This is a genomic window from Maribellus comscasis (genome assembly GCF_009762775.1).
Taxonomy (GTDB): Bacteria; Bacteroidota; Bacteroidia; order Bacteroidales; family Prolixibacteraceae; genus Draconibacterium; species Draconibacterium comscasis.
In genome coordinates this window covers 1,523,212-1,546,996 of sequence record NZ_CP046401.1, presented here as the reverse complement: position 1 = coordinate 1,546,996, position 23,785 = coordinate 1,523,212, and the positions used below count along the sequence as shown (strand labels likewise).

Sequence of the window (23,785 nt, the reverse complement as noted above, 5' to 3'; positions counted from 1 at the left end):
AAGGTACTAAAAGTTTTGGGTGGTGTTTTTCTGAATGCGTTAAAATTTGTTATCGCACTTTATTCGTTTTCTTTTTACTGATGATTAAGTAAGTATATTTTTGTATAGATGAATCGGTATAGTTTATAAATATACTAGTAATAAAAAGCTTATGTGTTTGTTTTTTACTTAGTAGTAAGTATATTTGTTTCGAAATTACAATAAAAGAATTGATGTCGGTAACACGGGAAAAGATACTGGAGTTGGGTGAAAACCTGATACGGACAAAAGGATACAATGCTTTTAGTTATCAGGATATATCTACTGAACTTGGTATAAAGAATGCCGCTATTCATTATTATTTTCCATCCAAAAAAAATCTGGCGACGAGTATTGTGAAAACAAATATTCAGCGTTTTGAAGAAATGATAGAAAATATGGAAAGCCGGAATTTTGATGAATGGCAGCAACTGGATGCATTTGTAAAGATATATGTAAAAAGCCGTCGCGAAAAAAAGAAGTGTTTGGTTGGTTCTTTGAGCCCGGATGTAAAAACCTTGGATGAATCAACACAAAACGAGCTAAAGAAAATGGTTGACATGATTTTAAGATGGCTGGCCTTTCTTCTGGAGCGAGGCAAAAACAAGGGTGTGTTTGCTTTTGCCGATAGTGCTGAAAGTAAAGCATTGGTAATTTTTTCAAGTTTGGTAGCCAGTTTACAGCTGTCGGGCGTTTTAGGAAATTTGGACTATAAAAACTATTGTCAATCTATTCTTGACGATTTAAGACCTTAAAATAATACGTTAATCTCAATTTATCGAGTAAGAAATCATAAAAATTATTGATATGAAAAGAGCAGTAATTACCGGAATGGGCGCGGTGACTCCCCTTGGAAATAATGTAAATGCTTACTGGGAAAATATGCTTGCCGGGAAGAGCGGTGCAGCTGCAATAACCCGGTTTGATCCGATAAATCATAAAACTAAATTTGCCTGCGAGGTAAAAGATTTTGATCCCCTGAATTATTTTGACCGAAAAGAGGCCCGAAAACTGGACAGGTATACACAATACGCATTAATTGCAAGCGAAGAGTGTTTGCTCGATTCAAGCCTGGATCTTAAAAAGACAGATTTGAATAAAGTGGGGGTGATTCTTGCTACCGGAATTGGAGGAATACAATCGTATGAAGAAGAAGTTTTGGCTTTTGGGCAAAACAATGAGGTTCCCCGATTTAGTCCTTTTTTTATTACAAAAATGATTGGAAATATTGCATCCGGACATATTTCCATTCGTTATGGTTTTCGCGGGATTAACTATGCCACGGTTTCCGCCTGTGCTTCGTCGAACCATGCCATTGCAAACGCTTTTGACCAAATTCGTTTGGGAAAGGCAAATATTGTATTGGCCGGAGGTTCGGAGGCAGCCATAACAAAAGCTGCTGTTGGCGGTTTTAATTCCATAAAAGCAATGTCAACAAACAACGAAAATGCTGCATCAGCATCTCGCCCGTTTGATGTTACACGCGACGGGTTTGTGTTGGGTGAGGGGGCCGGTTTGCTGATGGTGGAAGAGTTGGAACATGCATTACAGCGCGGTGCAAAAATTTATTGTGAATTGGTTGGATATGGTGCCGCTGCGGATGCTTATCATGTTACGGCTACGCATCCTGAAGGGGTTGGTGCAGAACTGGCCATGACTGACGCACTTGCTGATGCAAAAATGCAGCCCGGAGAGGTGGACTACATCAATACACATGCTACGTCAACGCCGGTTGGAGATATTGGAGAGTGCCTGGCAATCGACAGGATTTTTGGGGAAACCTCAAAAAAAGTATTTGTAAGTGCTACAAAATCAATGACCGGGCATTTATTGGGAGCAGCCGGTGCCATTGAAGCTATTGCAACTATAAAAGCTGTTGAATGTAACCAGGTGCCGCCTACCATTAATACAAAAAATATTGATCCGGAAATTCCGGGGGGCTTAAATATTGTACTTCAAAAGCCGGTCAAAACAGAAATAAATGCAGCAATGAGTAATACTTTTGGTTTTGGCGGGCATACGGTTTCAACTATTTTCAAAAAAGTAAAATAGCTGGTTTAGCTTATTTTATCTTGTCGTCTTACCGGATTTATTTCGGAATCTTTTTTTTGGGGAAGATATCGAACGAGTTCAGTATGAGTAATGTAGGGAGAATTGTTGAATAGCAGATTAAGCGAGAGGTTTCAAAATTGCCTTTTTGTAAAGGAATGTTTGGATGACACCGCGTGAAAGCATAAATAAAATCATGCCCAGCCAAAGGGCATGGTTTCCCAACAGGGAGTTTAGAAGGAAATACGCCGGAGTAAAAACCAAAAATGTGGATGCGATTAATGTATTCCTCATGGCTTTTGAAGCCGTGGCTCCGATGTAAATTCCATCCCAGATAAACGACGCAAAACTTGTAAAGGGGATGAGAATCACCCAAAAAAGGAAAGGCTGGGCGCTTTGAATTACATCTGTTTGGGAGGTGAGCAGATTTAAAATGATATTTGTACCGGGAGCATAAATCAGGGTAAACATAGCAGCAAGACCGATTCCCCAAACAAAAAGAAGTCGAACTACTTTCTTAAGGTTTGCCGGTTCTTTTGCCCCTACATATTTTCCAACCATGGCTTCACCGGCAAAAGCAAATCCATCGATAAAAAAGGAAAAAAACAATAGCAGCTGAATCAGTAGAGAATTGACCGCTAAAATGGTATCGTCGATACTTGCTGATTTTGAAGTAAAAAAGGTGAACACAAGGATGATACAAAACGAACGGATAAAAATATCGCTGTTTACTTTGAAAAAATTGAGTAGTATTTTAATGTTTAAAACTCCCTGTTTTGATATTTCAGGTAACAGGTATTTGTATTTTTTGAACAGAAGAGTAACGGCAATGGCTAAACCAACATATTGTGAAAGCGCTGTTCCTAAAGCTACTCCTGCTGATTTCATATTTAGTCCAAAAACGAATAATACGCTAAACAGAATATTAACAATATTAACAGAAATGGCAATAATCATTGGGAAACGCGCATTCTGCATACCCAGAAACCATCCGTTAAAAACAAATAAGCTTAATGCTGCGGGGGCAGCCCAAACTCTTATCCTGAAATATTCGTTGGCCAGTGTTTCAACTTCATCGCTGCCACCAATAATTTTAAAACTGGCCCATGCAATTGGAGCTTGTAACATCAAAATTAACAGACTTATTGAGGCTGAAACAAGTAAAGCCCTTATTAAAATGGTAATACTCTCCTGCCGGTTTTTTTCGCCAAATGCCTGCGCGGTAAAACCCGAAGTACTCATGCGTAGAAAACCGAAACCCCAATAAATAAAATTAAAAATTACACCTCCCAGCGAAATAGCGCCAATATAAACCTCGGAACCGAGATGTCCCATCAAAGCCAAATCGATTAATCCGAGCAACGGAACTGTAATGTTGCTCACGATATTGGGTACTGCTAATTTTAAAATTTCTTTGTTCATTTTGAGACAGCCAAAGGTAACAGTTTTGACTTCTGTTTCAGAAAAAATATTCTTATTTGAAAAAAATACTCAGAGATGAAACTCTTTAATAGTAGGACTTTGAGCCGGTGTTTTAGCTAATTGAAGAAAGAAATATAGCTTATTATTGATTGTGCCTATGAACAATAAATGAATTCAATTTGTTTTGTGCAGTAAAGATTTGGATTAATTCTAAATAGCAGTTATTTTTGTTTCAGAATTAAATACATTTAAATCTTTTAATACAATAAAAGCTATGGCATTTGAACTAGTAAAATTAGGATACGATTACACAGCATTGGAACCTCACATTGATGCACGTACGATGGAAATACATCATACCAAACATCACGCGGGGTATACAACAAAATTAAACGGCGCAGTTGAAGGAACTGATTTGGAAGGAAAAGCAATAGAGGAGATATTGAGTGGAGTTTCAGGATATTCAACAGCGGTTAGAAACAATGGAGGAGGATATTATAACCATAATTTGTATTGGGATGTAATTGCTCCGGGTGGAGCTAAAGCTCCAGAAGGAGAACTTCTTGATGCAATCAATGATTCATTTGGTTCAGTAAAAAATTTCCAGGAGGCTTTTGTTCAGGCTGCGGTTACGCGGTTTGGATCTGGCTGGGCATGGTTGGTACTTCAAAAGAATAAGCTGGCGGTTTCGTCAACGCCCAACCAGGATAATCCTTTGATGGATGTAGCGGAAGTTCAGGGTACGCCAATTTTAGGAATTGATGTGTGGGAGCACGCGTACTATCTGAATTACCAAAACAGACGTCCGGATTATGTAAATGCATTTTGGGATCTCATCAACTGGAATGAAGTCGCCAGGCGGTTTAAAGGTTAGTTGATTTTTGGTTTTTTCCCCGGGGCAGAGGCTCCGGGGTTTTTGTTGCCTCTTTTTATAATATTATGTTCAATTGGTGTCGCTGGTCTCGTGGTATCGATCCTTTCTGCTTTTACCCTCTTAAGGAATATTCATAACGTTTTCTGCATATCATAAAATTTCAGTTTTTGCTCTCCAACAGGATTTTTCTTATTTAAACTTCTTTCAAATTAACTTTTTGTTTAATCCTTTTTCAGTTTAATATGTTTTACCTTTACAAGAAAAGAATCAACAAAAAGAAATTAACTTTTAAACTGGAAAATTATGGCATTCGAATTACCAAAACTTCCGTATGCAAATGACGCATTGGAACCATTTATCAGTGAAAAAACCATTGAATTCCACTATGGGAAACATCATCAGGCTTATGTAAATAATGTAAATAACCTGATTAAAGGAACCGGGTTTGAAGACAAAAGTTTGGAAGAAATTATCAAAGAGGCTGAAGGAGGAATTTTTAATAACGGTGCGCAGGTATGGAATCATACTTTTTATTTTATGCAATTTAGTCCCGATGGATGTAAGGAGCCTAAAGACGATTTGAAAACCGCTATTGAGGCGAAATTTGGTTCCGTTGAGAATTTTATCGCTGAGTTTTCAAAGGCTGCTGCAACTCTTTTTGGTTCGGGCTGGGCCTGGCTGGTAAAAAATGATGGCGGCGAACTGGAAATTCTTCAAACGAGTAATGCAGGCAACCCAATTCGTGATGGCAAAAAACCAGTATTGACATGCGATGTTTGGGAACATGCTTATTATATTGATAAAAAGAATTTGCGTCCTAAATATATTGAGGACTTCTGGAAAATTTTAGATTGGAAAGTGATTTCAGAAAGATTTGCAGAATAGTTGGTTTCGTAAACCAGAACCATATATTGTTATTTTACCAGGGAATTTTCAAAAGCCCTGGTAGTGGAAAAACGAAAAAATTAACACGAATAGAAAATTCTTATTTATATTAGTGCTTGTAATTTTTCGTTTTTTTTATTGTAAATGAGAGGAATAACGATTTTACTATGTTTCTTAAGCATCTTCTGTTTTTGGGAAGAAACCTCTGCATTTGACGAAAAAGATAGCCTGAGAAATTTGTTTTACAGTTTAGACAGCGTTGACGATGTTGAGTTTTTATTAAATGCCAGACTTGAAATAATCCAACAGCTAAGGCGTTCTGATTATGAATTGTATCTTGAGTTTGCTCACGAAAATATAGAACTGGCCAGACAACATAAAATTAATTGGGGACTTGTTGATATTTATATGGAAATGGGAGGCTCTTTTCTGGAAAAAGGGAGTTACAACATCGCTCTCGACTATTTAAACAGAGCTTATAAATATGCACAACTTGATGAGTATCGCCCTTATGTTGGTTGGGTAACCCTTGAAATTGCGAATTGTTATGAGGCGATGTTACATTACAACCGGGCTATCGGGTTTTATAAAATTTCACTGGATGTATTTAAAGAAACAGATGAACCGGAGGGAATTGCCCTGGCTTCTGCCAATATTGGAGTTAATTATTTATACATAAATGACTTTGATAAAGCAGAACAATATCTGAATAAAGCTTTAACGATAAGAAAAGAGCTTGGTGATCCTGTTGAATTGGGATATGTGCAAATGTATTTGGCTAACCTGCAAATGAAAACGGCGAAATACAAAGAAGCAGTTCAAAATCTAAGAGCATTAATCCTTGATATAAATAAAAGGTTTGAAGATCAGAAATCCGGATTTCAGTTTATTGAAGGTAAAACTTTGGTAGGAGAAGCACTTGGGCTGCTGGCTGAGACTTATGGTAGTCTTGGACTTTCCGGGTTAAAGTATAAAAGCTATTTTGATGCTGGTAACGTATTTAAGGAATTAAGAGATAGTCTGAACTTGTCCGAAGTATTTTGTTTGATAGGCGAAAGTTATCTGAATGATAGCGAGTTTGACAAGGCAATAGTTTATGCCGATTCAGCTTTAAAAGTTACGGAAGGGACGATGATTTTAAATCAGCAGGCAAGAGCTAACAGAATACTTGCTGATGCATACACTGAAATAAATAACACCCGATTTGCCCTGCAATATTTCAGGAAATATTTCCTTATACACGATTCAATGTTTAACCGTGCGGTTATTGATGCGATTTCAAATGTTGATGTTTTAGTTGAAACGATGGAAAAAGAGAAGGATAATGAGATATTGCAGCTAAATATCGACAATGAAAAGCGATTGCGACGAATTGTTACCTTGGGTTCGCTTGTTTTTTTAGTCGTTCTTTTTATTGCCTTGTTAAATATTTTAATCAAGTTGCGGAAGCTTAAACAGTTGAACGACGAATTAACGTTGAAAAACAAAAAAATTGAAGAGCAAACAAAAAGGCTTGAAGAATTAAACCGGGAATTAAGCCAGTTGGTTAAATCGAAAGATAAATTTCATTCTGTTATTGCCCATGATTTAAAAAATCCGATTGGTTCGGTTCTCAATCTGACGGAACTACTGGCAAAGGAGTTTGATAAATTCCCGAAGTCTGAGCAAAGAAGGCTTGCTGAGCTGTCATACAAAACGTCTAAACAGGCTCTGAGACTACTGGAAAACCTTTTAACCTGGTCTTTGGTACAGGGGGGAAGAATGAAAGTTAAAAAAACGATTTTTAATATTGATGATGAAGTCGAAAAAACGATAAAAAGTTTACAACATGCCGCTGAATTAAAATCGATTGATGTTAAGTCAGAACTTTGTAGCGGAATTGAAGTATTTGCCGATCGGGAGATGATTTCCACAACCGTAAGAAACTTGTTTTCGAACGCGGTGAAATTTACTCCTTCGGGTAAAAAAATATTGGTAAAGGTTGTTCAAAAAGACCAAATGGCTGAGGTAAGAATTGAGGACCAGGGAATTGGAATACCGGAAGATCAAGTTGATAAATTGTTACAGGTCGATTCCAACTATCACCAACTGGGCACAAATAAGGAAAACGGTACAGGCATGGGATTGCAGCTTGCAAACGAATTTATAAAATTGAATGGAGGATACCTTACAATAAAAAGTCAGGAAAATAAAGGGAGTAGATTTTCTATTTTTATCCCTGCAAATAATTCAAATTAAAAAAAACAAAAGTATGAGTGCAGAAAAGGTATTGGAAACTTTAAAGGCAGCCGGAAAACCTTTAAAAGCCGGCGAAATTGCAGAAGCTTCAGGACTAGATAAAAAGGAAGTAGACAAAGCAATGAAAATATTAAAAACCGAAGAAAAGATTGTTTCGCCCAAACGTTGTTTTTGGGAACCAAAGTAAAAACGTTATTACAAATACCGGAGATTCCAATCCGGTATTTTTTTTACGTAATTTTTGAAAAGTTTACTTTTTGAGCAGTTTAAATGCGTGGTTCCAGCTGTTGTTGCTAAATCCCGGAATACACCATAACATTGCAAGCGGTTCAATGGCACGGGCAGCCTCCGCAAATCCCATGTCGGCAGTTTCCCAGCCGAATTTGTCAAGAATTTCGCTTACTTCTTTTTTTGCTTCAGTATCATTTCCGCAAATAAACATCGTGGGTTTACTTTCAAATAAAGGATCGACCATATGGCCTGCACCAACCGAATTAAAAGCTTTTACAAATTTTGCTTCAGCTGCCATCTCCTGCAGCTCTTCCATCAGACTTTTGTTTATGGAAGTAGAGTAGACGAGAACACCCTTTACCGGAGCAGCGTCTTCAATGGGATTGGTAGCATCAATAACGGTTTTTCCTTTTAAATTATCCACTTTCAAAACGGCAAGCGCTTCTTTTGCTTTTCCTCCCTTTACTGCAAATACAATAATATCATTGTTCCGGGCAGTGTTTTCCAGAGTATCCGTTTTTATTTTTCCTTCAAATGCCTGTTCCAGTTCTTTTCTTTTTTCTTCGCTTCTTGATGCAATTGTTGTTTGGTAGCCGTTTTTAACAAAACCTTCCGCAAGTGCCTGCCCAACATTTCCTGAACCTATAATTCCAACCTTTTTCATGTTTTTCAATTTTAGTCGTTAACCATCCATTATAGTAATGAATAATAAGGGATTATTGTTCGCAAAAAAACAATAAAAAGTACTTGGAGCTTTCCTATTAAAATCCTCTTCAGATTATTAAAAAACGGTAGCGGCAGAATGTCCGCCTTCTTTGCTATAACATGAATCTAATATTCAAAAATAATCAGAGAAATAAAAAATGATTCACCAGACAGAATAATTCTGACTGGCAGAGTGTGTGCAAAAGAGACAAATCATGACTTTCTTTTGATTTTAAGCTTTTGACCAATGTACAACCCTCGGTCGTTTGAAAGATTATTTAGCTTCATGATCTCGTTACTGGATATTCCGGCATATTTTTCCGCGATATCCCAAAGTGTATCACCCTTTTTTACCGTATAATATACAAAATTTGGGTCAACAGGTTTGGATTCAGCTTTTTTGGTTGAGGAGCTGCTTCCCGATTTTCCAATCGTTTCCTGTTTCTGTGCGAAAGTCAGGGAATTTATCTTCTCGTATTTTGTTTTTTGATTTTCCGGAACATAAACAACCAGCTTTTGCCCTACACGTATCAGGTCGCGATGAATGTTGTTCCAGTATCTTAAATCGGAGGCGCGAACATGAAACCACGAAGAAATAAATCCTACATTGTCGCCCGATTTTACTGTGTAAACTACTTTGGCCTTTCCTTCGATATCGACCGGAGTAAAATATCCCGAACTTTCAGTTGGTTTCATAAGCGTATTGTCCGGGAAATATTTTTCCCTTTCATAAGCAAAAACAAACGTATCCTGATCTATAAAGTCCATTATTTTGTCCTCCGGCAACACCAGTGGATAAGTTTTTTCCGGTTTTGCAGGAATAACATCACGACGGTACATTGGATTTAAGGACCGGAGTTCATCTTTTGACATATTGAGCGTAGCCGCCAGCTGGTCAAAGTGAAGGTAGTCGCTTACTATAATTGTATCGGTATTAATAGAGGTTTCAGGAAAATTGGCAATCAAATTGTGTTCACCATAATAATTCATAAAATAACTTGCTGCAATAAAAGCAGGCACATAGCCGCGGGTTTCCCTGGGCAAACGATAATATATTTCCCAGTAGTTTCTTTTTCCTCCTGAGCGCCTGATGGCTCTGTTTACATTGCCGGGACCACAATTGTAAGCAGCTATGGCAAGATGCCAGTCGCCATATATATCGTACAACCTTTTTAAATATCGTGCTGCTGCGTCGGTTGATTTTACAGGGTCGCGACGTTCATCGACAAAACTGGTTATTTCGAGTTTCATATTTTTTGCCGTCCCGTACATAAATTGCCACATCCCGGTTGCCCCAACCCGTGAACGGGCTCTCGGATTTAATGCTGACTCAATAATGGCCAGGTATTTTAATTCCAGAGGCATATCATATTTATCCAAAGTTTCTTCAAAAATTGGAAAATAATAGTACGAAAGACCTATGATTACTTCTGATAAATCCCGCTTTTTTTCGGTGTACAATTTGATAAAGTTTCTTACCACATTGTTGTACGACAAGTCGATGACCTGTTCAATATTTTGTAATCTTTCAACATAAACAGAATCCGGAAGATTTTTGGGATAGTTTTTTATTAAGGTCAGGTCGATACTGTCTAAAGTAAATGCATTTTCGATATACCAGGTGTTTACCAAACTGTCCATTTTCTCTGAAAAGATATCATTCAAATCTTCATCAAGAAGCAGTTGTCTTTCCAGTGAAAGCGTGTCCTGCTGTTGTAAAGTGTCAACAACAAGCTCGTCTTTTTCCTTCAAGATATTGAGCGAATCTGTCTCCTGAGCCAGTAGGTTACCCGAGAATAAAATAAAAAAAGAAAGTATTATCGATTTTGTAATCAAGTTCATACGTGTTAAAAATTGAAAGTAAGATTTATGCAATATACCAGATCATTTTGAAAATTCAACATCGAGGGTTGCCAATTCAGACTTAAATCATCTGAAACGTCAAAATTGAAAAGATGGGCGTCCACACTCGCATCGATAATATTTAATCCGTAGAAAGCTACCATGCTTATTATCAGGAAATCGCGGTTGCGTCGATAATAATCCTGTCGTTTTGAAAGGGCAGTTTCCAGATTCGCTTTGTCTGTGGCATTATCCAAATCGTAATATTCAATTCCTTTTAGTTTCAAATAGTCGGTGGTTTCAGGATCATCGTCTCTTAAATGGATATAAGCGCGTTTGGTTAACTGATAATAATCATTGTTCCAATCTATAAAATAGCCAATGGTTCCAAAGCCAATATATACGAAAGGTATTTTCCAGTATTTCTTGTTGTACGCCTGTCCAAGCCCGGGTAAAATGGCCGAATATAAAGTTGCCCTTTTTGGAGAGTGAACTTTCTCCTCTTCCATCGGTTTTTGCGTGACGGTAGCAATTGTGTCAGCGTCAACAAGTCCCTGACCAATAACTGTTTGTTCTGCAAGCAACAGTAAGCAGAATATAAAAATTTTTTGCAAAGCCGATTTAAAATTCACCTTTAAAATTTTGCACAAAAATAGAAGAATACCCTAAGATATGACCGGAAACGAAAGGTTTATTTTTGATTTTCAATTATTTTAACAATTCTTTCCAAATCTTCAGCGGATTTAAAAGGAATGGTAATTTTTCCTTTTCCTTTGTCGTTCATCGAGAATCCAATTCTTGATTTAAAGATACTGTCCAGTTGTTTTTTTATGACCTGGTATTCTCCGGGAAGTTTTTCTTTTTGGGATTTTGAAGATTTGTCGGCAGAATCATCATTCAAATCGCGAACAATTTCTTCCACTTTTCTTACCGAGAATCCGTATTTTATGATTTGGTTGTAAATCATAATCTGGGTCTCTGTTTCCTCAATATTTATAATGGCCCGGGCATGTCCCATTGAAATAACTTTTTCGCGAAGGCCCTTTTGAATTACTGCGGGAAGTTTTAACAAACGCAGGTAATTGGCAATGGTTGAACGTTTTTTACCCACACGCGAACTCATTTCTTCCTGTGTGAATTTTAATTCTTCCATCAGTCGCTGATAACTTACAGCAATCTCGATAGCGTCCAAATCTTCGCGCTGAATGTTTTCAACCAGCGCCATTTCCAGCATTCCGTCGTCTTTGGCTTTGCGCACATAGGCCGGAATGGTTTCCAATCCTGCAATTTGTGCTGCCCTGAAGCGGCGTTCACCGGCAATGATTTGAAATTTATCTTCTCCAATCTTTCGGAGCGTAATGGGCTGGATGAGACCGATCTCCCGAATTGAAGCAGCCAGTTCTTCCAGTGCTTCTGTATCAAACTTCGACCTGGGCTGAAAAGGGTTTGCCTCAATTTTATTGAGTTCAATCTCACTAATTCCGGCGCTTTTCATTTTTTCTGCATCATCGATAAGCGCACCAAGTCCCCTACCTAATGCATTCCTTTTTGCCATGGCCATATTTTTAAATAATAACTACGTTTTTTTCTTTCGACATTGTGGTCATTGAGTTTCTCTGTAATATTTCGCGGGCCAGGTTCATGTGGCTAATGGCACCTTTTGAACTGGCATCGTATAAAATAACAGGTTTCCCATAGCTTGGGGCCTCACTTAATTTTATATTTCGCTGAATAACCGTGTCAAAAACCATATCCTGAAAATGTCTTTTCACCTCCTCATAAACCTGATTTGAAAGGTTCAGACGGGAGTCGTACATGGTAAGTAAAAATCCTTCAATTTCAAGACCCTGGTTTAACCGGTTCTGAATGATTTTAATGGTGTTTAGTAATTTTCCCAGTCCCTCCAGGGCAAAATATTCACACTGTACAGGAATAACAACCGAGTCGGAAGCTGTTAGTGCATTTACCGTTATCAATCCAAGCGAAGGAGAACAGTCAATAAAAATAAAGTCGTAAGAATTTTTGAGTTGCTCGATGGAATTCTTGAGCACCTTTTCTCTGTTTGGCAAGTTTAACATTTCTATTTCGGCACCAACCAAATCAATGTGAGATGGAATTAAATCAAGATTTTCAATTTCGGTTTTTAAAACCACTTTTTCGGCTTCCACTTCATCCACAATACATTCATAAATGCTTGATTGTACGTTTTTAACATCGAATCCCAATCCGGATGTTGCATTTGCCTGTGGATCAGCGTCAATTACCAAAACCTTTTTTTCCAAAACAGCCAGGCTGGCTGCCAAATTTATGGTTGTCGTGGTTTTTCCTACGCCCCCTTTTTGGTTTGCCAGTGATATTATTTTTCCCATCTGTATTTTTTTTAATTGAGTGGTTTCAAAGTTAATAATTTAGCGGAAACCTCTTAAATTTTTTTGATTTACACCGCTGTTTTATTTTTAAAAAGCTGGAAGCGAAGATTTTAAAAAATTAAATTTTTTGAGTCTGCATTTCATTCATGAGTTGTTCTTTGTTGATTGGGACGACTCCCACTTTCTCGCACACCAAACCACCGGCAAGGTTCGACATCATTGCCATTATTTTGGGCGATAAATCTGCCGCAGCGGCCAGGCTGGCTACACTTACCACGGTATCTCCCGCTCCTGAAACATCTGCAATGTCGCGTATTACGGCCGGATAATGCTGTTCGTTTACCCCGTTACTAATAAATACTCCCAGCTCTGAAAGCGTAATAAATATAAATTTAAAATTTAGTTTTCTTTTAAAAGTATTTGCCACTTCTTTTAGCGTCCTGATGTCGCCTTTTTTTACAGCCAATCCGGTACCCCCTACAAATTCTCCAAAATTGGGCTTAAATAAGGTAACATCCTTATAAAGACCAAAATTTCTTTTTTTAGGATCGACAGCTGTTGGGATGCCCTTTTTTAACGCCATTTTATTGACACTCCGGAAAAGATTGGGTGTGATCACTCCTTTGTCATAATCGACAAAAGCGATGGCATCTGTTTTTGACTTATTGATTGTTTCTTTTATAGCGGAGATCAGTTCATTTTCCATCTCCTGCCCGATGTATGCTGTCGTTTCCTCATCTACCCGGGCAACATGTTGCCCGTTACTTATGATCCTGCTTTTTACGGTGGTTTTTCTTTTGGGGTCCGAGAAAATTCCTTCGCACGAAAGGTTTCTTTTTTCCAGGAATCTCCTGAATTTTCTGCCATTTTCATCGTTGCCAATAACCGAAAACAAAATGGGTGTGGCTCCCAGCGCCTGTATATTCAACACTACATTTGCCGCTCCTCCAAGACGACTTTCATGTTTGGTGACCGAAACAATGGGAATGGGAGCTTCCGGAGATATTCTCTCTACCTTTCCCCACAAATACATGTCAATCATCGCATCGCCGATTACCAAAACCCGCATACGACTGAATTTATCAAATATTTGATTTATCTCTGTTATATCCACGAATATCCTTTAAAAACGCTACAAATCTACTAAAAAATCAAAGCTGTGAAAACGGGACCAGATTTATTATATGTCCTTGTTTGGAGCGATAAATGGTGAGAACATGCTTTTGTTACTTTACGTTTTTGCAGCTCATGATGATGTTGCCGGATAAACATTATTTTAAGTCGGTTTTAAGACCATTTTGTTTCTTTTTACATCGGATCAACATCAATATTTATAACGCAGTTGCTGTTATCGGGAAGGTGTTTGGTTTTGCTTACACAGTCGATGATAAAATCTTTGGTATTGTCGAGGTGCAGGCTTTTATCAAATTTTATCCAGATTTCTTTTTGATACCACAGTTGAATACGGCTAACCAGTGGATATTCAGGCCCTAACAAGATTAGTTTATTGTTTTTCTCCAAAAATTGTTTCAATTGGATTGCTGCCCGGTCGACGGTTTGCTGGTTTTTATGTTTTACCACAATTTTAATTAACCTGAAAAACGGCGGGTATCTGAAAAGCTTCCGTTCTTCCATTTGTGCTTTAAAAACCGATGTATAATCCTGCGAAATGATAAGATTTAAAAGAGGGTGTTCGGGTTGTGAAGTTTGAATAACCACTTTTCCCCTGTTATTTTTTCGGCCTGCGCGTCCGCTTACTTGTAAAATAAGTTGAAATGCACGTTCGTGCGCCCTGAAATCGGGGAAGTTCAGCAGGTTGTCGGCGTTTAAAATCCCCACAACACTTACATGTTCAAAATCCAGACCCTTGGTAACCATTTGTGTTCCAATTAAAATGTCAGTTTTTCGGCTTTCCAGGTTTTGTATTATTTTTTCCAGTGCCGTTTTCGATCTTGCTGTATCTAAATCCATTCGGGCAAGACTGGCATTTGGGAAAAGCGGTTTGAGTTCGTCTTCAATTTTTTCAGTCCCGAATCCCCGGGTTTTTATTTCGTTCGAACCGCAATTGTCGCATGAGTCGGGCATTTGCTGGCTATATCCGCAATAATGACACGTCAGCCTTTTTTTGTATTTGTGATAGGTTAAACTTACATCGCAGTTTTTACATTTGGGAATCCATCCACAAGTGAAACATTCCACAAAAGGTGAATAGCCGCGCCGGTTTTGGAACAATATACTTTGTTCATTCTTTTCTGCTGCACCTTGCATCAGTTCATATAATTCGGGTGAAAGCACCGAATGCATCTGTCTGCGTTTATAGGCTTTTTTTACATCTGCAACCAGTGTTTCCGGAAGCTCAACGTTTGTATGCCGTTTTTTTAAATTTACCAAGCCGTATTTCCCGTTTACCGCATTGTAATAGGTTTCAAAAGAGGGGGTGGCAGATCCCAGCAAGACTTTTGCATTATTCTGAAGCCCGAGTATTACCGCCATGTCGCGTGCATTATAACGCGGAGCGGGATCAAACTGCTTAAAAGAATTTTCGTGTTCTTCATCAACAATAACAAGTCCCAGTTTCGAAAAAGGCATAAAAATGGCCGAACGTGCGCCCAAAATCACCTGGTATCCATTTTCAGGTTTGGTTTGAAATTGGAGCACTTTGTCCCAGATTTCCACTCTTTCCTGGCTGCTGAGTTTGGAATGGTAGATGCCGACTTTTTTGCCAAAAACATTTTTAAGACGCCGTACAATCTGAGTTGTCAACGCAATTTCCGGAACCAGATAAAGCGCCTGTTTTCCCGATTTTAATATCTCGTCGATGAGGTGAATATAAATTTCTGTTTTTCCGCTGGCAGTAATTCCATGAATCAGCGTTACTTGTTTTTTTTCAAACGATGCCTGAATTTCAGTCAGCGCTTTCTCCTGGTGTTTGTTTAACAAATTTATACTCACCTGGCTGTTTTCGGTTTCTTCTTCGATGCGCGAAACCTGCTTTTGGAACTGAATAACAAGCTTCTTTTTCACCAGTTCTTTTAAAATAGCCGGAGTGAAGCCGGTTCCGTCCAAAAGCTCTTTTTTTGAAACAGAAAGCAGAACATCTTTTTTAAATGCGTTAATCTTTTCGCAAAAATGTAAAAGCAGTGCCTGTTGTTTTTTTGCCCTTTGCAGGTCGTTAAGTTTGTTGTTCAGTATTTTTTTGTTCTCTATTTCCGGATGAAGTTTTACAAACGTTTCCGTTTTGGGTTTGTAACGCGCGTTTATTTTTTCTTCAATCTGAATACAGTTTTTTTTAAATAATGACTTCAAAACAGGGTAGGAAAAATCATTTCGAAGTTTTTTCTGAAGCTCATCAACTGTGGAGTTTTCGCTTCCGATTTGTTGAAGTAACAGTTGTTCTTTTTCTGTCAGTTCAGCTTCAGTCCCATCGTCAACCGCAAATACTTTTGATTTACTTTCCAGTTTTAAACCGCCGGGAAGTGCAGCTTTGAAAACATCGCCAAGTGTACAGCAGTAATATTTTGCTATCCAGCGCCATAGTTTTATATTTTTGGAAAGCACAACCGGTTGCTCATCAAGAACTTCATAAATTTTTTTTACATCTATGTTTTCCGGCTTTTTGCTTGAAAGAGCGGTTACAAGTGCCGAATACAATTTTTTCTGACCAAATTGCACCACAACACGCTTTCCCTCTGCAATATCACTTTCAAGATGCCCGGGTACCTGGTAGGTAAAAGCATCGTGCAGCGGGAGAGGTAATATCACTTCGGCATATAAATCTGACATAAAAAGCGGGTTTGAATCCCGTCTAAATGTAAATCAAAAAAATGGATCGGCGAAGTTTTATTGACTTACAGTTTTTTCAAATTTTTTGCTTATCCATTCCTGAACATTTTCCATCAGCCAGTTAGGGGTTGAAGTAGCTCCGCAAATTCCAACCGATTCTACATTTTCAAACCACTCGGGTTGAATGTCCTCAACCCGTGCAATAAGGTGAGCGTTTGGATTTTCTTCTTTACAAATGGAAAACAGATATCTTCCGTTGGAGCTTTTCTCGCCTGCAACCAGAATGACCATATCATAGTTTTTTGCAAACTTTTTCAGGTGTGGAACGCGGTTGGAAACCTGTCTGCAAATGGTATCTTTTATGTCGACACGCAAGCCCGGATCAACGTGGTTTTTTACCGCTTCAGCAATTTCATAAAAATCCTCGATACGTTTGGTTGTTTGCGAATACAAGGAAACCGGGCGGGAGGGATCAATTTTGGAAATATCGTTTTTGTTTTCCAAAACAATGGCACTGTAATCGGTTTGTCCGCTTAAGCCAATAATCTCGGCATGTCCTTTTTTTCCGTAAATAACAACCTGCCCGTTATGCGAACGGATATTTTGGTACGAGTCTCTGACCCTTTCCTGCAAAGTAATAACAACCGGGCAGGTGGCATCGAGCAATTCAATATTGTTTTTTTTTGCGTGTTCGTATGTTTCAGGAGGTTCTCCGTGGGCACGGATTAACACTTTACAATCTTTCAGTTTAAAATATTCTTCTTTTGAAATCGACTTCAATCCCATTTTTTCAAGCCGCTTTACCTCTTCGCCGTTGTGTACAATGTCGCCCAGACAATACAACTGTGGTGAATCTTTGAGCTCGCTTTCCGCCGATTTTATCGCTTTTATAACTCCAAAACAAAATCCTGATCTTCTGTCTATCTCAACCTTCATGTTTTTTTGTCCTTTCTTTAACTTTTTCCAGTGTCCACTCCAGTTGCTGTTCGCGTGTTAAATTACTATTGTCGAGTACCAACGCGTCGTCAGCTTTTTTTAGCGGACTTACTTTGCGGGTAGAATCTATTTCATCCCGCTCCTTTACATTGGCCAGAATGTCATCAAAATTTACTTCCAACCCTTTTTCTTTTAGTTCAAGAAATCTTCGCTGAGCCCTTGTTTCCGGCGAGGCTGTCATAAAGATTTTTAATTCCGCATCGGGAAAAACCACGGTCCCGATATCACGGCCATCCATAACAATACCTTTGTTTTTACCGTTTTCCCGCTGTTGTTTTACCATTTCGTGCCGCACTTCAGCAATGGTACTAATCGGGCTCACGTTTTGAGAAACTTCCAGTTTCCTGATTTCTTCTTCAATATTTTCACCATTTAAAAACGTGGTGTTTTTTTCTGTTTCATTGTCCCACCGGAAAGTTATTCTGATGTCGTTCAATCCTTCGATAACTTTTTTTATATCCGGTTGTCCGTTAGGTATCCAGCCTTTTCTGAGTGAATAAAGTGTAACTGCACGGTACATGGCTCCGCTGTCGATATAAATGTAACCAAGTAAGCGGGCCAGCGATTTTGCCATTGTACTTTTTCCGCACGATGAGTGCCCGTCGACTGCAATAACAATTTTTTTATCATTCATTTTTGCTGAATTAGGAACAAATATAAAAGTTTTTTAAAACGGACACAATTGTCCTTTATTGGAATTTGAAATATTTTTTTGTCTGAAATGTGATAAATAAAGGTGTATCGGGAGATTTATTCTTTCATTAATAAACTCACCCTGATTGCATCTGCTGAAAAATCGTTCCTCTTTTTTCAAAGAGAGGGAGAAAAGGGAGATATTTTTAGTAAAAGTTAGAGTCATTCGCTTTAAAACGTTTACGTTAGAATTTGTCGTTTAGGTTGATTGCCAGGGAAAAATGATTGGAAGAACCTGCGAGGTGGTAGCGGGTTGTCGCAAAATCGAGCCGGAATCGTTTTATTTTTATACCAAAACCAAGTGACATCCCCACGGTAGATAGTTTTTCGTCGAATTTTAACTCCTGTCTGCGCTGGTAATTGTACCCTGCCCGAATGATAAAATTATCGCTTGGAAGTACTTCAACTCCCAGCACCACATGACGCATAAATTGTTTAGCCATACTTTCTTCCCGGTCATTGATCGAAATATCAAGTTCATCATCATCATCATCATCATCATCTTCACTGGCTAAATCCCATTTATTAAGGTGCTGAAGTGTAAGCGCCAGATTAACAGGTGCATGTTTTAGCCTGCGGCTTATTCCTGCCTGCAAATCAAACGGAATGGATTCACGGTTTCCATCCTCATAGTAAGTGGTGATTTGTGTCCCGATATTCCGTGCAACTATTGCAACATTGGTGTATTTGTCGAGGCTGGCATAACTTACACCCAAATCGAGGGCAATCCCAAACGAACGATAACTTTCAAGCGAGGATAAAATGGGTTTTAAATTTGCACCATAACGCCACCGTTTAAACTGATTGGAATAAATGATATTTAACGCATACTCCGCAGCCGAAAAGTTATTCCCTGTTAATTCTCCTTCTTCGGTTGCTTCCAGAAAATCGCCGTAGTTTATGTAATGCATTCCCAGTGCAAAATTCCCAATTCCTTCGTATGAGCGGGCAAACGAAACATAACCATAATTTATGTCGGCCAGGTAATTTACATAATTTACCAGCAAAATATTCTCCATCGAACTTTGCAGTGCAGCCGGGTTATGATAGGGAAGGTTCAGGTCAGCCGTATCATAGAGCGCCACCTGGTTTCCACCCAATGCTGCCATTCGTGCCGAATTGGTAAGTTCCAGAAACTGGTAGGTACTCTCCCCGCCAATCTGTGCTTTTCCGCTTGCCAGAATCAGGAAAAATATAGAAATGAAGTAAATTTGTTTCATTCGCTGTTGAACAGTTTCAAGTAAAACGCCAAAGGTATTTAAATATTATTTTTGGAAAAATTAAAAAACCTGCATTTTAGCGCCAAAATAGAAAAAGAGTAGGAGAAGGATACCAAAGGAGATAATAATACTTAACAAAGTAAAAATAGTATTTCTGCGGTGTTCGTCAGAGATTTGCCTTTTTAACTTTTCTTTGTATTGAAGGGAATATTTTTTCTTCAACAGCTTATCTAGTTTATTCTTTTTTAAATGAAAATAAGCCTCAATTTCCTGGTTGGAGAGGTGTTCCATTCCACCTCCATCGGGTTTGCTTCTTTTGGACAAAAACTTTCTGGGTTTCATTGTTGAAATCCAGCGTTGCATGCCTAAACCGTTGTATCCCATTTTTATTTTATGATGCGGATTTTAGGTGCAATCGTGCGGCAGCGATGAGTATTGTTTATTTGAAATTTATTTTTGATTTTACAACCCGGTTATTTTTCCGAATGATTCCATAAATATGGTTTCTGTCTGATCTGTCCCAGGCAATTCCCTGTCCGAAAATCTCAAGTTTTATCGTTTTTACGTATTTAAGAGTCGACCCCATTTCCGGGATTTTCAAAACAAAAACTTTTGCGCTGTCGTGCCCGGTCACATATAAGTTTCCGTCGGGTCCCCACGAACCGCCCGAACAACTCATCGGTTTAAATTCAGAAAGTATATTTTCAGGGAAGATCCATGATTCTTTCTCCTTCCAGCTTTTGTCAAATTTCACCAGGGTTGTCCAGCTACTATTTGTATTTGTTTCACTTTCAAATTTGTCGTAATGCGCAAAACATACCCACCAAAAGTTATCATAAAAATCTGCCCAGGTACATGAGCCGTACCTGATTCCAAAGCTGTGGGTTTCAATATGGATCAGTGTATTTTTATTGAAAATCTCGATGGAACTTGTCATTGGTATTCCGGGGTAATTGGAATGTGCAATATAAAGCTTTTCGTTTATTACCACACCTCCGTCAAAATGAATGATTTGGTTGGAATCTTCTGTCCATTCAGAAATAAATTCACCACTGTTTTTATCATATTTCCCAATGCCTCGTGAGTTTATAGTATAAAAATAATTTGCATCCACGGCAATGCCCTGATGCGCTTCTTTGGTTTCAAATGTTTTTATCGTTTCAAAACTTATTTTGGAAGATTGGGAAAACGAGATGTTCCATGCCAACAAAAGGATGGTAAACAAAAACATTTCTATTTTGAGCATTATATCTGAATTAGTGAAATAAAAATAAACAAATTACGCAGAGAAATCCAAAGGTGTTTGCCTTGTTTTCTACCATTTTTTTGTTTTCATCTCTTCAAAAATCTCATAAACCACCGGGCAGGTTTCGCAGTTTTTAAAAGAAAGGGTTAATATTTGATAAAAATGTTTTCGGTCGGTATGTGGATATTCGCGGCATGCTTTTGGCCGGTTTTCATAAACCATACAATAATTATCGGGTAACAGAAAAGGGCAGGGGTGTTCTCTGAAAACAAAATCATTATCCTCATCGGTTTTTACATATTGTTCCAGAAATTCAGAAGGTTTCATTTTGAGGTGCTTGGCCAGCCGGTCGATGTCTTTATCCGTTAATCTAGGGCCAATTGTTTTGCAACAGTTGGCACAATCGAGACAACTAAATTCTGAAAACGCGTCGATGTGCAGTTCGTGTATAAAATCATCCAGTTCTTTGGGCTTTTTCTTTTTGAGCTTCTTGATAAGAGCATGTGTTTCCGCCCTGTTTTTATCCGTAAGGATTTTTAGTTCTTCCGGTGTTTTATACTTTATCTTTCTCATTTTTTTGTTACTGCAAACTGCTCACTTTTGATTATCCTTTCCGCTGTGTTGTAATTTCAATGGTTTCAAAAACTCCCTTTTTCTTTTTTCTTTTCAATTGCGCCAAAAATAGTCCGCTCACAACGATTACAATTCCTGTGATTTGTTGCAAACTTAAACTGTCATTCAATATAAAAACAGAGAGAACAGCTACAAACACCGGAATCAGGTTTATAAAGGTATTTGACCGGTTAACACCCAGTTTTCGAATGCTTTGGGTAAAAAATATAAAGGCCAGTGTCGAAGAAAAAACAGCCAGAAAAACAATCGCCCGAAAAGCTTCCGTATGAAAGGGACGGGTTACAAAATCGTTAAACTCAAATATCAGCCAGACAGGTAAAAACAGAACTACGCCGATAAGATTTTGCCAGACAATGATGGTGAGCGTGTTGTAGCGCCCAACCAGGTTTCGTAAAACGATGGAATAGGAAATCGCAGCTAAAACTGCCATAAATTCAAGTCCAACGCCAAGTGGCGATGCTTCAAACTGAAATGAACCGTTTAGTACGACCAGGCCAACACCAAGGAATGAAAAAACAAGACCAATAACATTCATCCATTTTACGCGTTCGCGGTAAAAATACCAGGCCACTACCGGCGTGATGAGTGGGATGGTTGCCACAATTACGGCAGCAACGGTGGAGGAAATGTATTTTAGTCCGTAGCTCTCTCCTATAAAATAGAGGAAGGGTTCAAAAAACGACATCAGAATAAACAGACGAAAATCTTTTCGCGAAATTTTTTGCATCCGTTTCATCCCCAGTGCGATAATGCTCATTAAAAGAGCTGAGATTGCCAGCCTGAAAATGACCACTGTAACCGGATTATATCCCTGGTAGGCAATTTTAAACCAGATAAAAGAGAAGCTCCAGAAAAATGCAGCGCCTAAAGCTGATGCAAATGCCAAAAATTCTTTGTTTTTCATTTCCAAAAATAGTTGGCACAAAAATAACCTTTTCGTTTAACGTGAAACTTGAGGAATTGCATCTCTTTTGTCAAAAAGATGAAAAAACAGATAAACACAAGTGGCAAATGCAATTCCGTAGATATTGGCATCCAGTCCAAAAGGGAGTTCAATTTGGCTGATTATCAGCGCAAGTGTAATGCCACCTCCGGTAATCATAGACCAGAATGCGCCTTTGGTACTTCTGTTTTTGATAAAGATTGCAACCAATACAGGAATAAATAAACCTGAAACCATAAAAGAGTAGGAGTGCAGCATTAGCTCCAAAACATTGGGAACTTTCCAGGCAATAAAAAGAGCTACTGTACCGATTGCCAGTGTGGTTATCTGTGAAAGCGACATTATTTTTGCTGAATTGTGCCTGTTCAAAAGGTCGGTAATAATGTTTCCGGATGCAGCCATCAGGCAACTGTCGGCAGTTGACATAATTGCCGAAAAGTAAGCCGATAAAACTATCCCGGTTAATCCAACGGGTAAAATGGTTCGAAGCAAAATGGGAAGCCCCATTTCAGGATCCAATATCTCGTTTGCTCCCGCGTGGATAATGCCGTTTTCAAAAGCAACTTTGGCAAATAAACCCAGAATTACTCCGGTGAATGCCATAACGGGGTATTCAAATAAACCGGCAATAAACCAGGCACGTTGCGCTGTTTTTTTATCTCCGGCTGCATAGATTCTCTGGTAGAGTGTCATCCCGATAAACCAAATGGGGACGATGGTAATAAACCAGTTTACAATTTGTTGCCACGAAACTGCTGATAAGCTAAAAAAGCTGGCTGGCAAGGTCTCCTTTAAAGTGTCGTAACCGCCAATACCAAAATAACATACCGGAATTCCAACAAAAATTAGTCCTCCCATCAATAAAATCCATTGAAAAGTATCGGTGTAAATTACGGCTTTAATTCCACCAACTGATGTATATACAACGGCTATTATACCCATTAAAATGAGAGCAGTTTCGAGCGAAATATTTGGAAAAGTTGCAGATGCCAGTTTTGCTCCGGCCAGAATCTGCGAACTGGTAAAGCCAAGGTAGCCAATAGCCGAAATAATCCCGGCAATTAAAGCTACTTTCCAGTTATACAACTGTTTTAGAAATTGAGGGAACGAAAGAAAATTGTGGATTTTAGCTAGTTCTGAAACTTTTGGAATTAATAAAACTGCACTTAGCCATGCACCGATAAGCCCGGTGAAAAGCAGCCAGGTGCCTGATAAACCCATAACAAACCCCAATCCGCCGAGCCCGATGGAAAAACCTCCGCCAACATCGGTGGCAACCACTGATAATCCGATATGAAAGGAACCCATTTTTCTGCCGCCAACAAAATAGTCGTCGGCAGAATTGTTCTTCCGCATAAAATAGAACCCGATTCCCAGCATGAAAATCAGGTAAACGGCAAAAATTAAATAATCAATCCAGTGCATTGAATTATTTTGCGTCTGAATTTAGTTCATATTGTAATGGAGGATCAGAATGTTTGATAATGCCTCTTGAAAGAAGTTTGTTGGTATGTTTTAATCCTTTAGAATAGGATAGCTTTAAATTTTTTACTACTTCTCCTAAAAAACTTGGGCCATTTTCGTCGAGGAATTCAATAATCTCCAGTTCTGTTTTGTCTTTCACTTTTGTCATTCTTA

General features: G+C 38.5%; 23 protein-coding genes. 6 read left to right on the top strand and 17 right to left on the bottom strand.

Annotation, left to right across the window (positions count from 1 at the left end):
• The first annotated feature begins 212 nt into the window (after positions 1–212).
• Together GM418_RS06475 and fabF are read left to right on the top strand one after the other, a co-directional pair.
• Positions 213–773 (top strand): TetR/AcrR family transcriptional regulator, encoded by a 561-nt coding sequence (locus GM418_RS06475; protein ID WP_158864320.1) that lies wholly within the window; start codon positions 213–215, stop codon positions 771–773.
• 52 nt (positions 774–825) lie between these two features.
• On the top strand, positions 826–2,070 hold the full coding sequence (fabF, locus tag GM418_RS06470) for a beta-ketoacyl-ACP synthase II (protein ID WP_246222820.1): 1,245 nt from the start codon (positions 826–828) through the stop codon (positions 2,068–2,070).
• Positions 2,071–2,187: 117 nt separating this feature from the next.
• Here the strand turns inward: fabF and GM418_RS06465 are convergent, their stop codons facing one another.
• Positions 2,188–3,489 carry an MATE family efflux transporter gene (locus GM418_RS06465; protein ID WP_158864318.1) on the bottom strand — a complete coding sequence of 434 codons (1,302 nt, stop codon included), beginning with the start codon at positions 3,487–3,489 and terminating at the stop codon, positions 2,188–2,190.
• A gap of 274 nt (positions 3,490–3,763) precedes the next feature.
• Between GM418_RS06465 and GM418_RS06460 the strand changes: the two genes are divergently transcribed.
• From GM418_RS06460 to GM418_RS06445, 4 genes are all read left to right on the top strand, one after another.
• Positions 3,764–4,363: a superoxide dismutase gene (locus GM418_RS06460; RefSeq protein WP_158864316.1), complete on the top strand. Its 600-nt coding sequence runs from the start codon at positions 3,764–3,766 to the stop codon at positions 4,361–4,363.
• 303 nt (positions 4,364–4,666) lie between these two features.
• Positions 4,667–5,248 carry a superoxide dismutase gene (locus tag GM418_RS06455; RefSeq protein ID WP_158864314.1) on the top strand — a complete coding sequence of 194 codons (582 nt, stop codon included), beginning with the start codon at positions 4,667–4,669 and terminating at the stop codon, positions 5,246–5,248.
• A gap of 144 nt (positions 5,249–5,392) precedes the next feature.
• The gene (locus tag GM418_RS06450) at positions 5,393–7,486 is read left to right on the top strand and encodes a tetratricopeptide repeat-containing sensor histidine kinase (RefSeq protein WP_158864312.1); all 2,094 of its coding nucleotides are present in this window, start codon (positions 5,393–5,395) and stop codon (positions 7,484–7,486) included.
• A 13-nt stretch (positions 7,487–7,499) separates the two neighbouring features.
• Positions 7,500–7,673 carry a MarR family transcriptional regulator gene (locus tag GM418_RS06445; protein WP_158864311.1) on the top strand — a complete coding sequence of 58 codons (174 nt, stop codon included), beginning with the start codon at positions 7,500–7,502 and terminating at the stop codon, positions 7,671–7,673.
• A 63-nt stretch (positions 7,674–7,736) separates the two neighbouring features.
• On the opposite strand, the gene GM418_RS06440 is transcribed toward GM418_RS06445, so the two are convergent.
• From GM418_RS06440 to GM418_RS06365, 16 genes are all read right to left on the bottom strand, one after another.
• The gene (locus GM418_RS06440) at positions 7,737–8,381 is read right to left on the bottom strand and encodes an NADPH-dependent F420 reductase (protein WP_158864309.1); all 645 of its coding nucleotides are present in this window, start codon (positions 8,379–8,381) and stop codon (positions 7,737–7,739) included.
• Positions 8,382–8,635: 254 nt separating this feature from the next.
• Complete coding sequence (locus GM418_RS06435; protein WP_158864307.1) at positions 8,636–10,264, bottom strand: lytic transglycosylase domain-containing protein; 1,629 nt, start codon at positions 10,262–10,264, stop codon at positions 8,636–8,638.
• A 5-nt stretch (positions 10,265–10,269) separates the two neighbouring features.
• Positions 10,270–10,896 carry a DUF5683 domain-containing protein gene (locus GM418_RS06430; protein WP_158864305.1) on the bottom strand — a complete coding sequence of 209 codons (627 nt, stop codon included), beginning with the start codon at positions 10,894–10,896 and terminating at the stop codon, positions 10,270–10,272.
• Positions 10,897–10,955: 59 nt separating this feature from the next.
• A complete protein-coding gene (locus GM418_RS06425) occupies positions 10,956–11,819 on the bottom strand; it encodes a ParB/RepB/Spo0J family partition protein (RefSeq protein WP_158864303.1) in 864 nt (287 codons plus the stop codon).
• A gap of 10 nt (positions 11,820–11,829) precedes the next feature.
• Positions 11,830–12,633 carry a ParA family protein gene (locus GM418_RS06420; protein ID WP_158864301.1) on the bottom strand — a complete coding sequence of 268 codons (804 nt, stop codon included), beginning with the start codon at positions 12,631–12,633 and terminating at the stop codon, positions 11,830–11,832.
• 118 nt (positions 12,634–12,751) lie between these two features.
• Positions 12,752–13,747 (bottom strand): bifunctional heptose 7-phosphate kinase/heptose 1-phosphate adenyltransferase, encoded by a 996-nt coding sequence (locus GM418_RS06415; RefSeq protein WP_217447718.1) that lies wholly within the window; start codon positions 13,745–13,747, stop codon positions 12,752–12,754.
• Positions 13,748–13,941: 194 nt separating this feature from the next.
• Positions 13,942–16,416: a replication restart helicase PriA gene (gene priA, locus GM418_RS06410; protein ID WP_158864299.1), complete on the bottom strand. Its 2,475-nt coding sequence runs from the start codon at positions 16,414–16,416 to the stop codon at positions 13,942–13,944.
• Positions 16,417–16,473: 57 nt separating this feature from the next.
• A complete protein-coding gene (locus GM418_RS06405) occupies positions 16,474–17,352 on the bottom strand; it encodes a 4-hydroxy-3-methylbut-2-enyl diphosphate reductase (protein ID WP_158864297.1) in 879 nt (292 codons plus the stop codon).
• On the bottom strand, positions 17,342–18,046 hold the full coding sequence (gene cmk / locus GM418_RS06400; protein WP_158864295.1) for a (d)CMP kinase: 705 nt from the start codon (positions 18,044–18,046) through the stop codon (positions 17,342–17,344). Before cmk ends, GM418_RS06405 begins: the two co-directional genes overlap by 11 nt.
• Positions 18,047–18,290: 244 nt before the next feature.
• On the bottom strand, positions 18,291–19,325 hold the full coding sequence (gene porQ, locus GM418_RS06395) for a type IX secretion system protein PorQ (RefSeq protein ID WP_158864293.1): 1,035 nt from the start codon (positions 19,323–19,325) through the stop codon (positions 18,291–18,293).
• Between the two features lie 60 nt (positions 19,326–19,385).
• Positions 19,386–19,709 (bottom strand): hypothetical protein, encoded by a 324-nt coding sequence (locus tag GM418_RS06390; RefSeq protein ID WP_158864291.1) that lies wholly within the window; start codon positions 19,707–19,709, stop codon positions 19,386–19,388.
• 55 nt (positions 19,710–19,764) lie between these two features.
• The gene (locus tag GM418_RS06385) at positions 19,765–20,571 is read right to left on the bottom strand and encodes a YncE family protein (RefSeq protein WP_158864289.1); all 807 of its coding nucleotides are present in this window, start codon (positions 20,569–20,571) and stop codon (positions 19,765–19,767) included.
• A 69-nt stretch (positions 20,572–20,640) separates the two neighbouring features.
• A complete protein-coding gene (locus tag GM418_RS06380; protein ID WP_158864287.1) occupies positions 20,641–21,144 on the bottom strand; it encodes a YkgJ family cysteine cluster protein in 504 nt (167 codons plus the stop codon).
• 31 nt (positions 21,145–21,175) lie between these two features.
• The gene (locus GM418_RS06375; protein ID WP_158864285.1) at positions 21,176–22,108 is read right to left on the bottom strand and encodes a DMT family transporter; all 933 of its coding nucleotides are present in this window, start codon (positions 22,106–22,108) and stop codon (positions 21,176–21,178) included.
• A 36-nt stretch (positions 22,109–22,144) separates the two neighbouring features.
• Positions 22,145–23,572: a sodium:solute symporter family protein gene (locus GM418_RS06370; RefSeq protein ID WP_158864283.1), complete on the bottom strand. Its 1,428-nt coding sequence runs from the start codon at positions 23,570–23,572 to the stop codon at positions 22,145–22,147.
• Positions 23,573–23,576: 4 nt separating this feature from the next.
• Complete coding sequence (locus GM418_RS06365; RefSeq protein WP_158864281.1) at positions 23,577–23,780, bottom strand: hypothetical protein; 204 nt, start codon at positions 23,778–23,780, stop codon at positions 23,577–23,579.
• Positions 23,781–23,785: the final 5 nt, after the last annotated feature.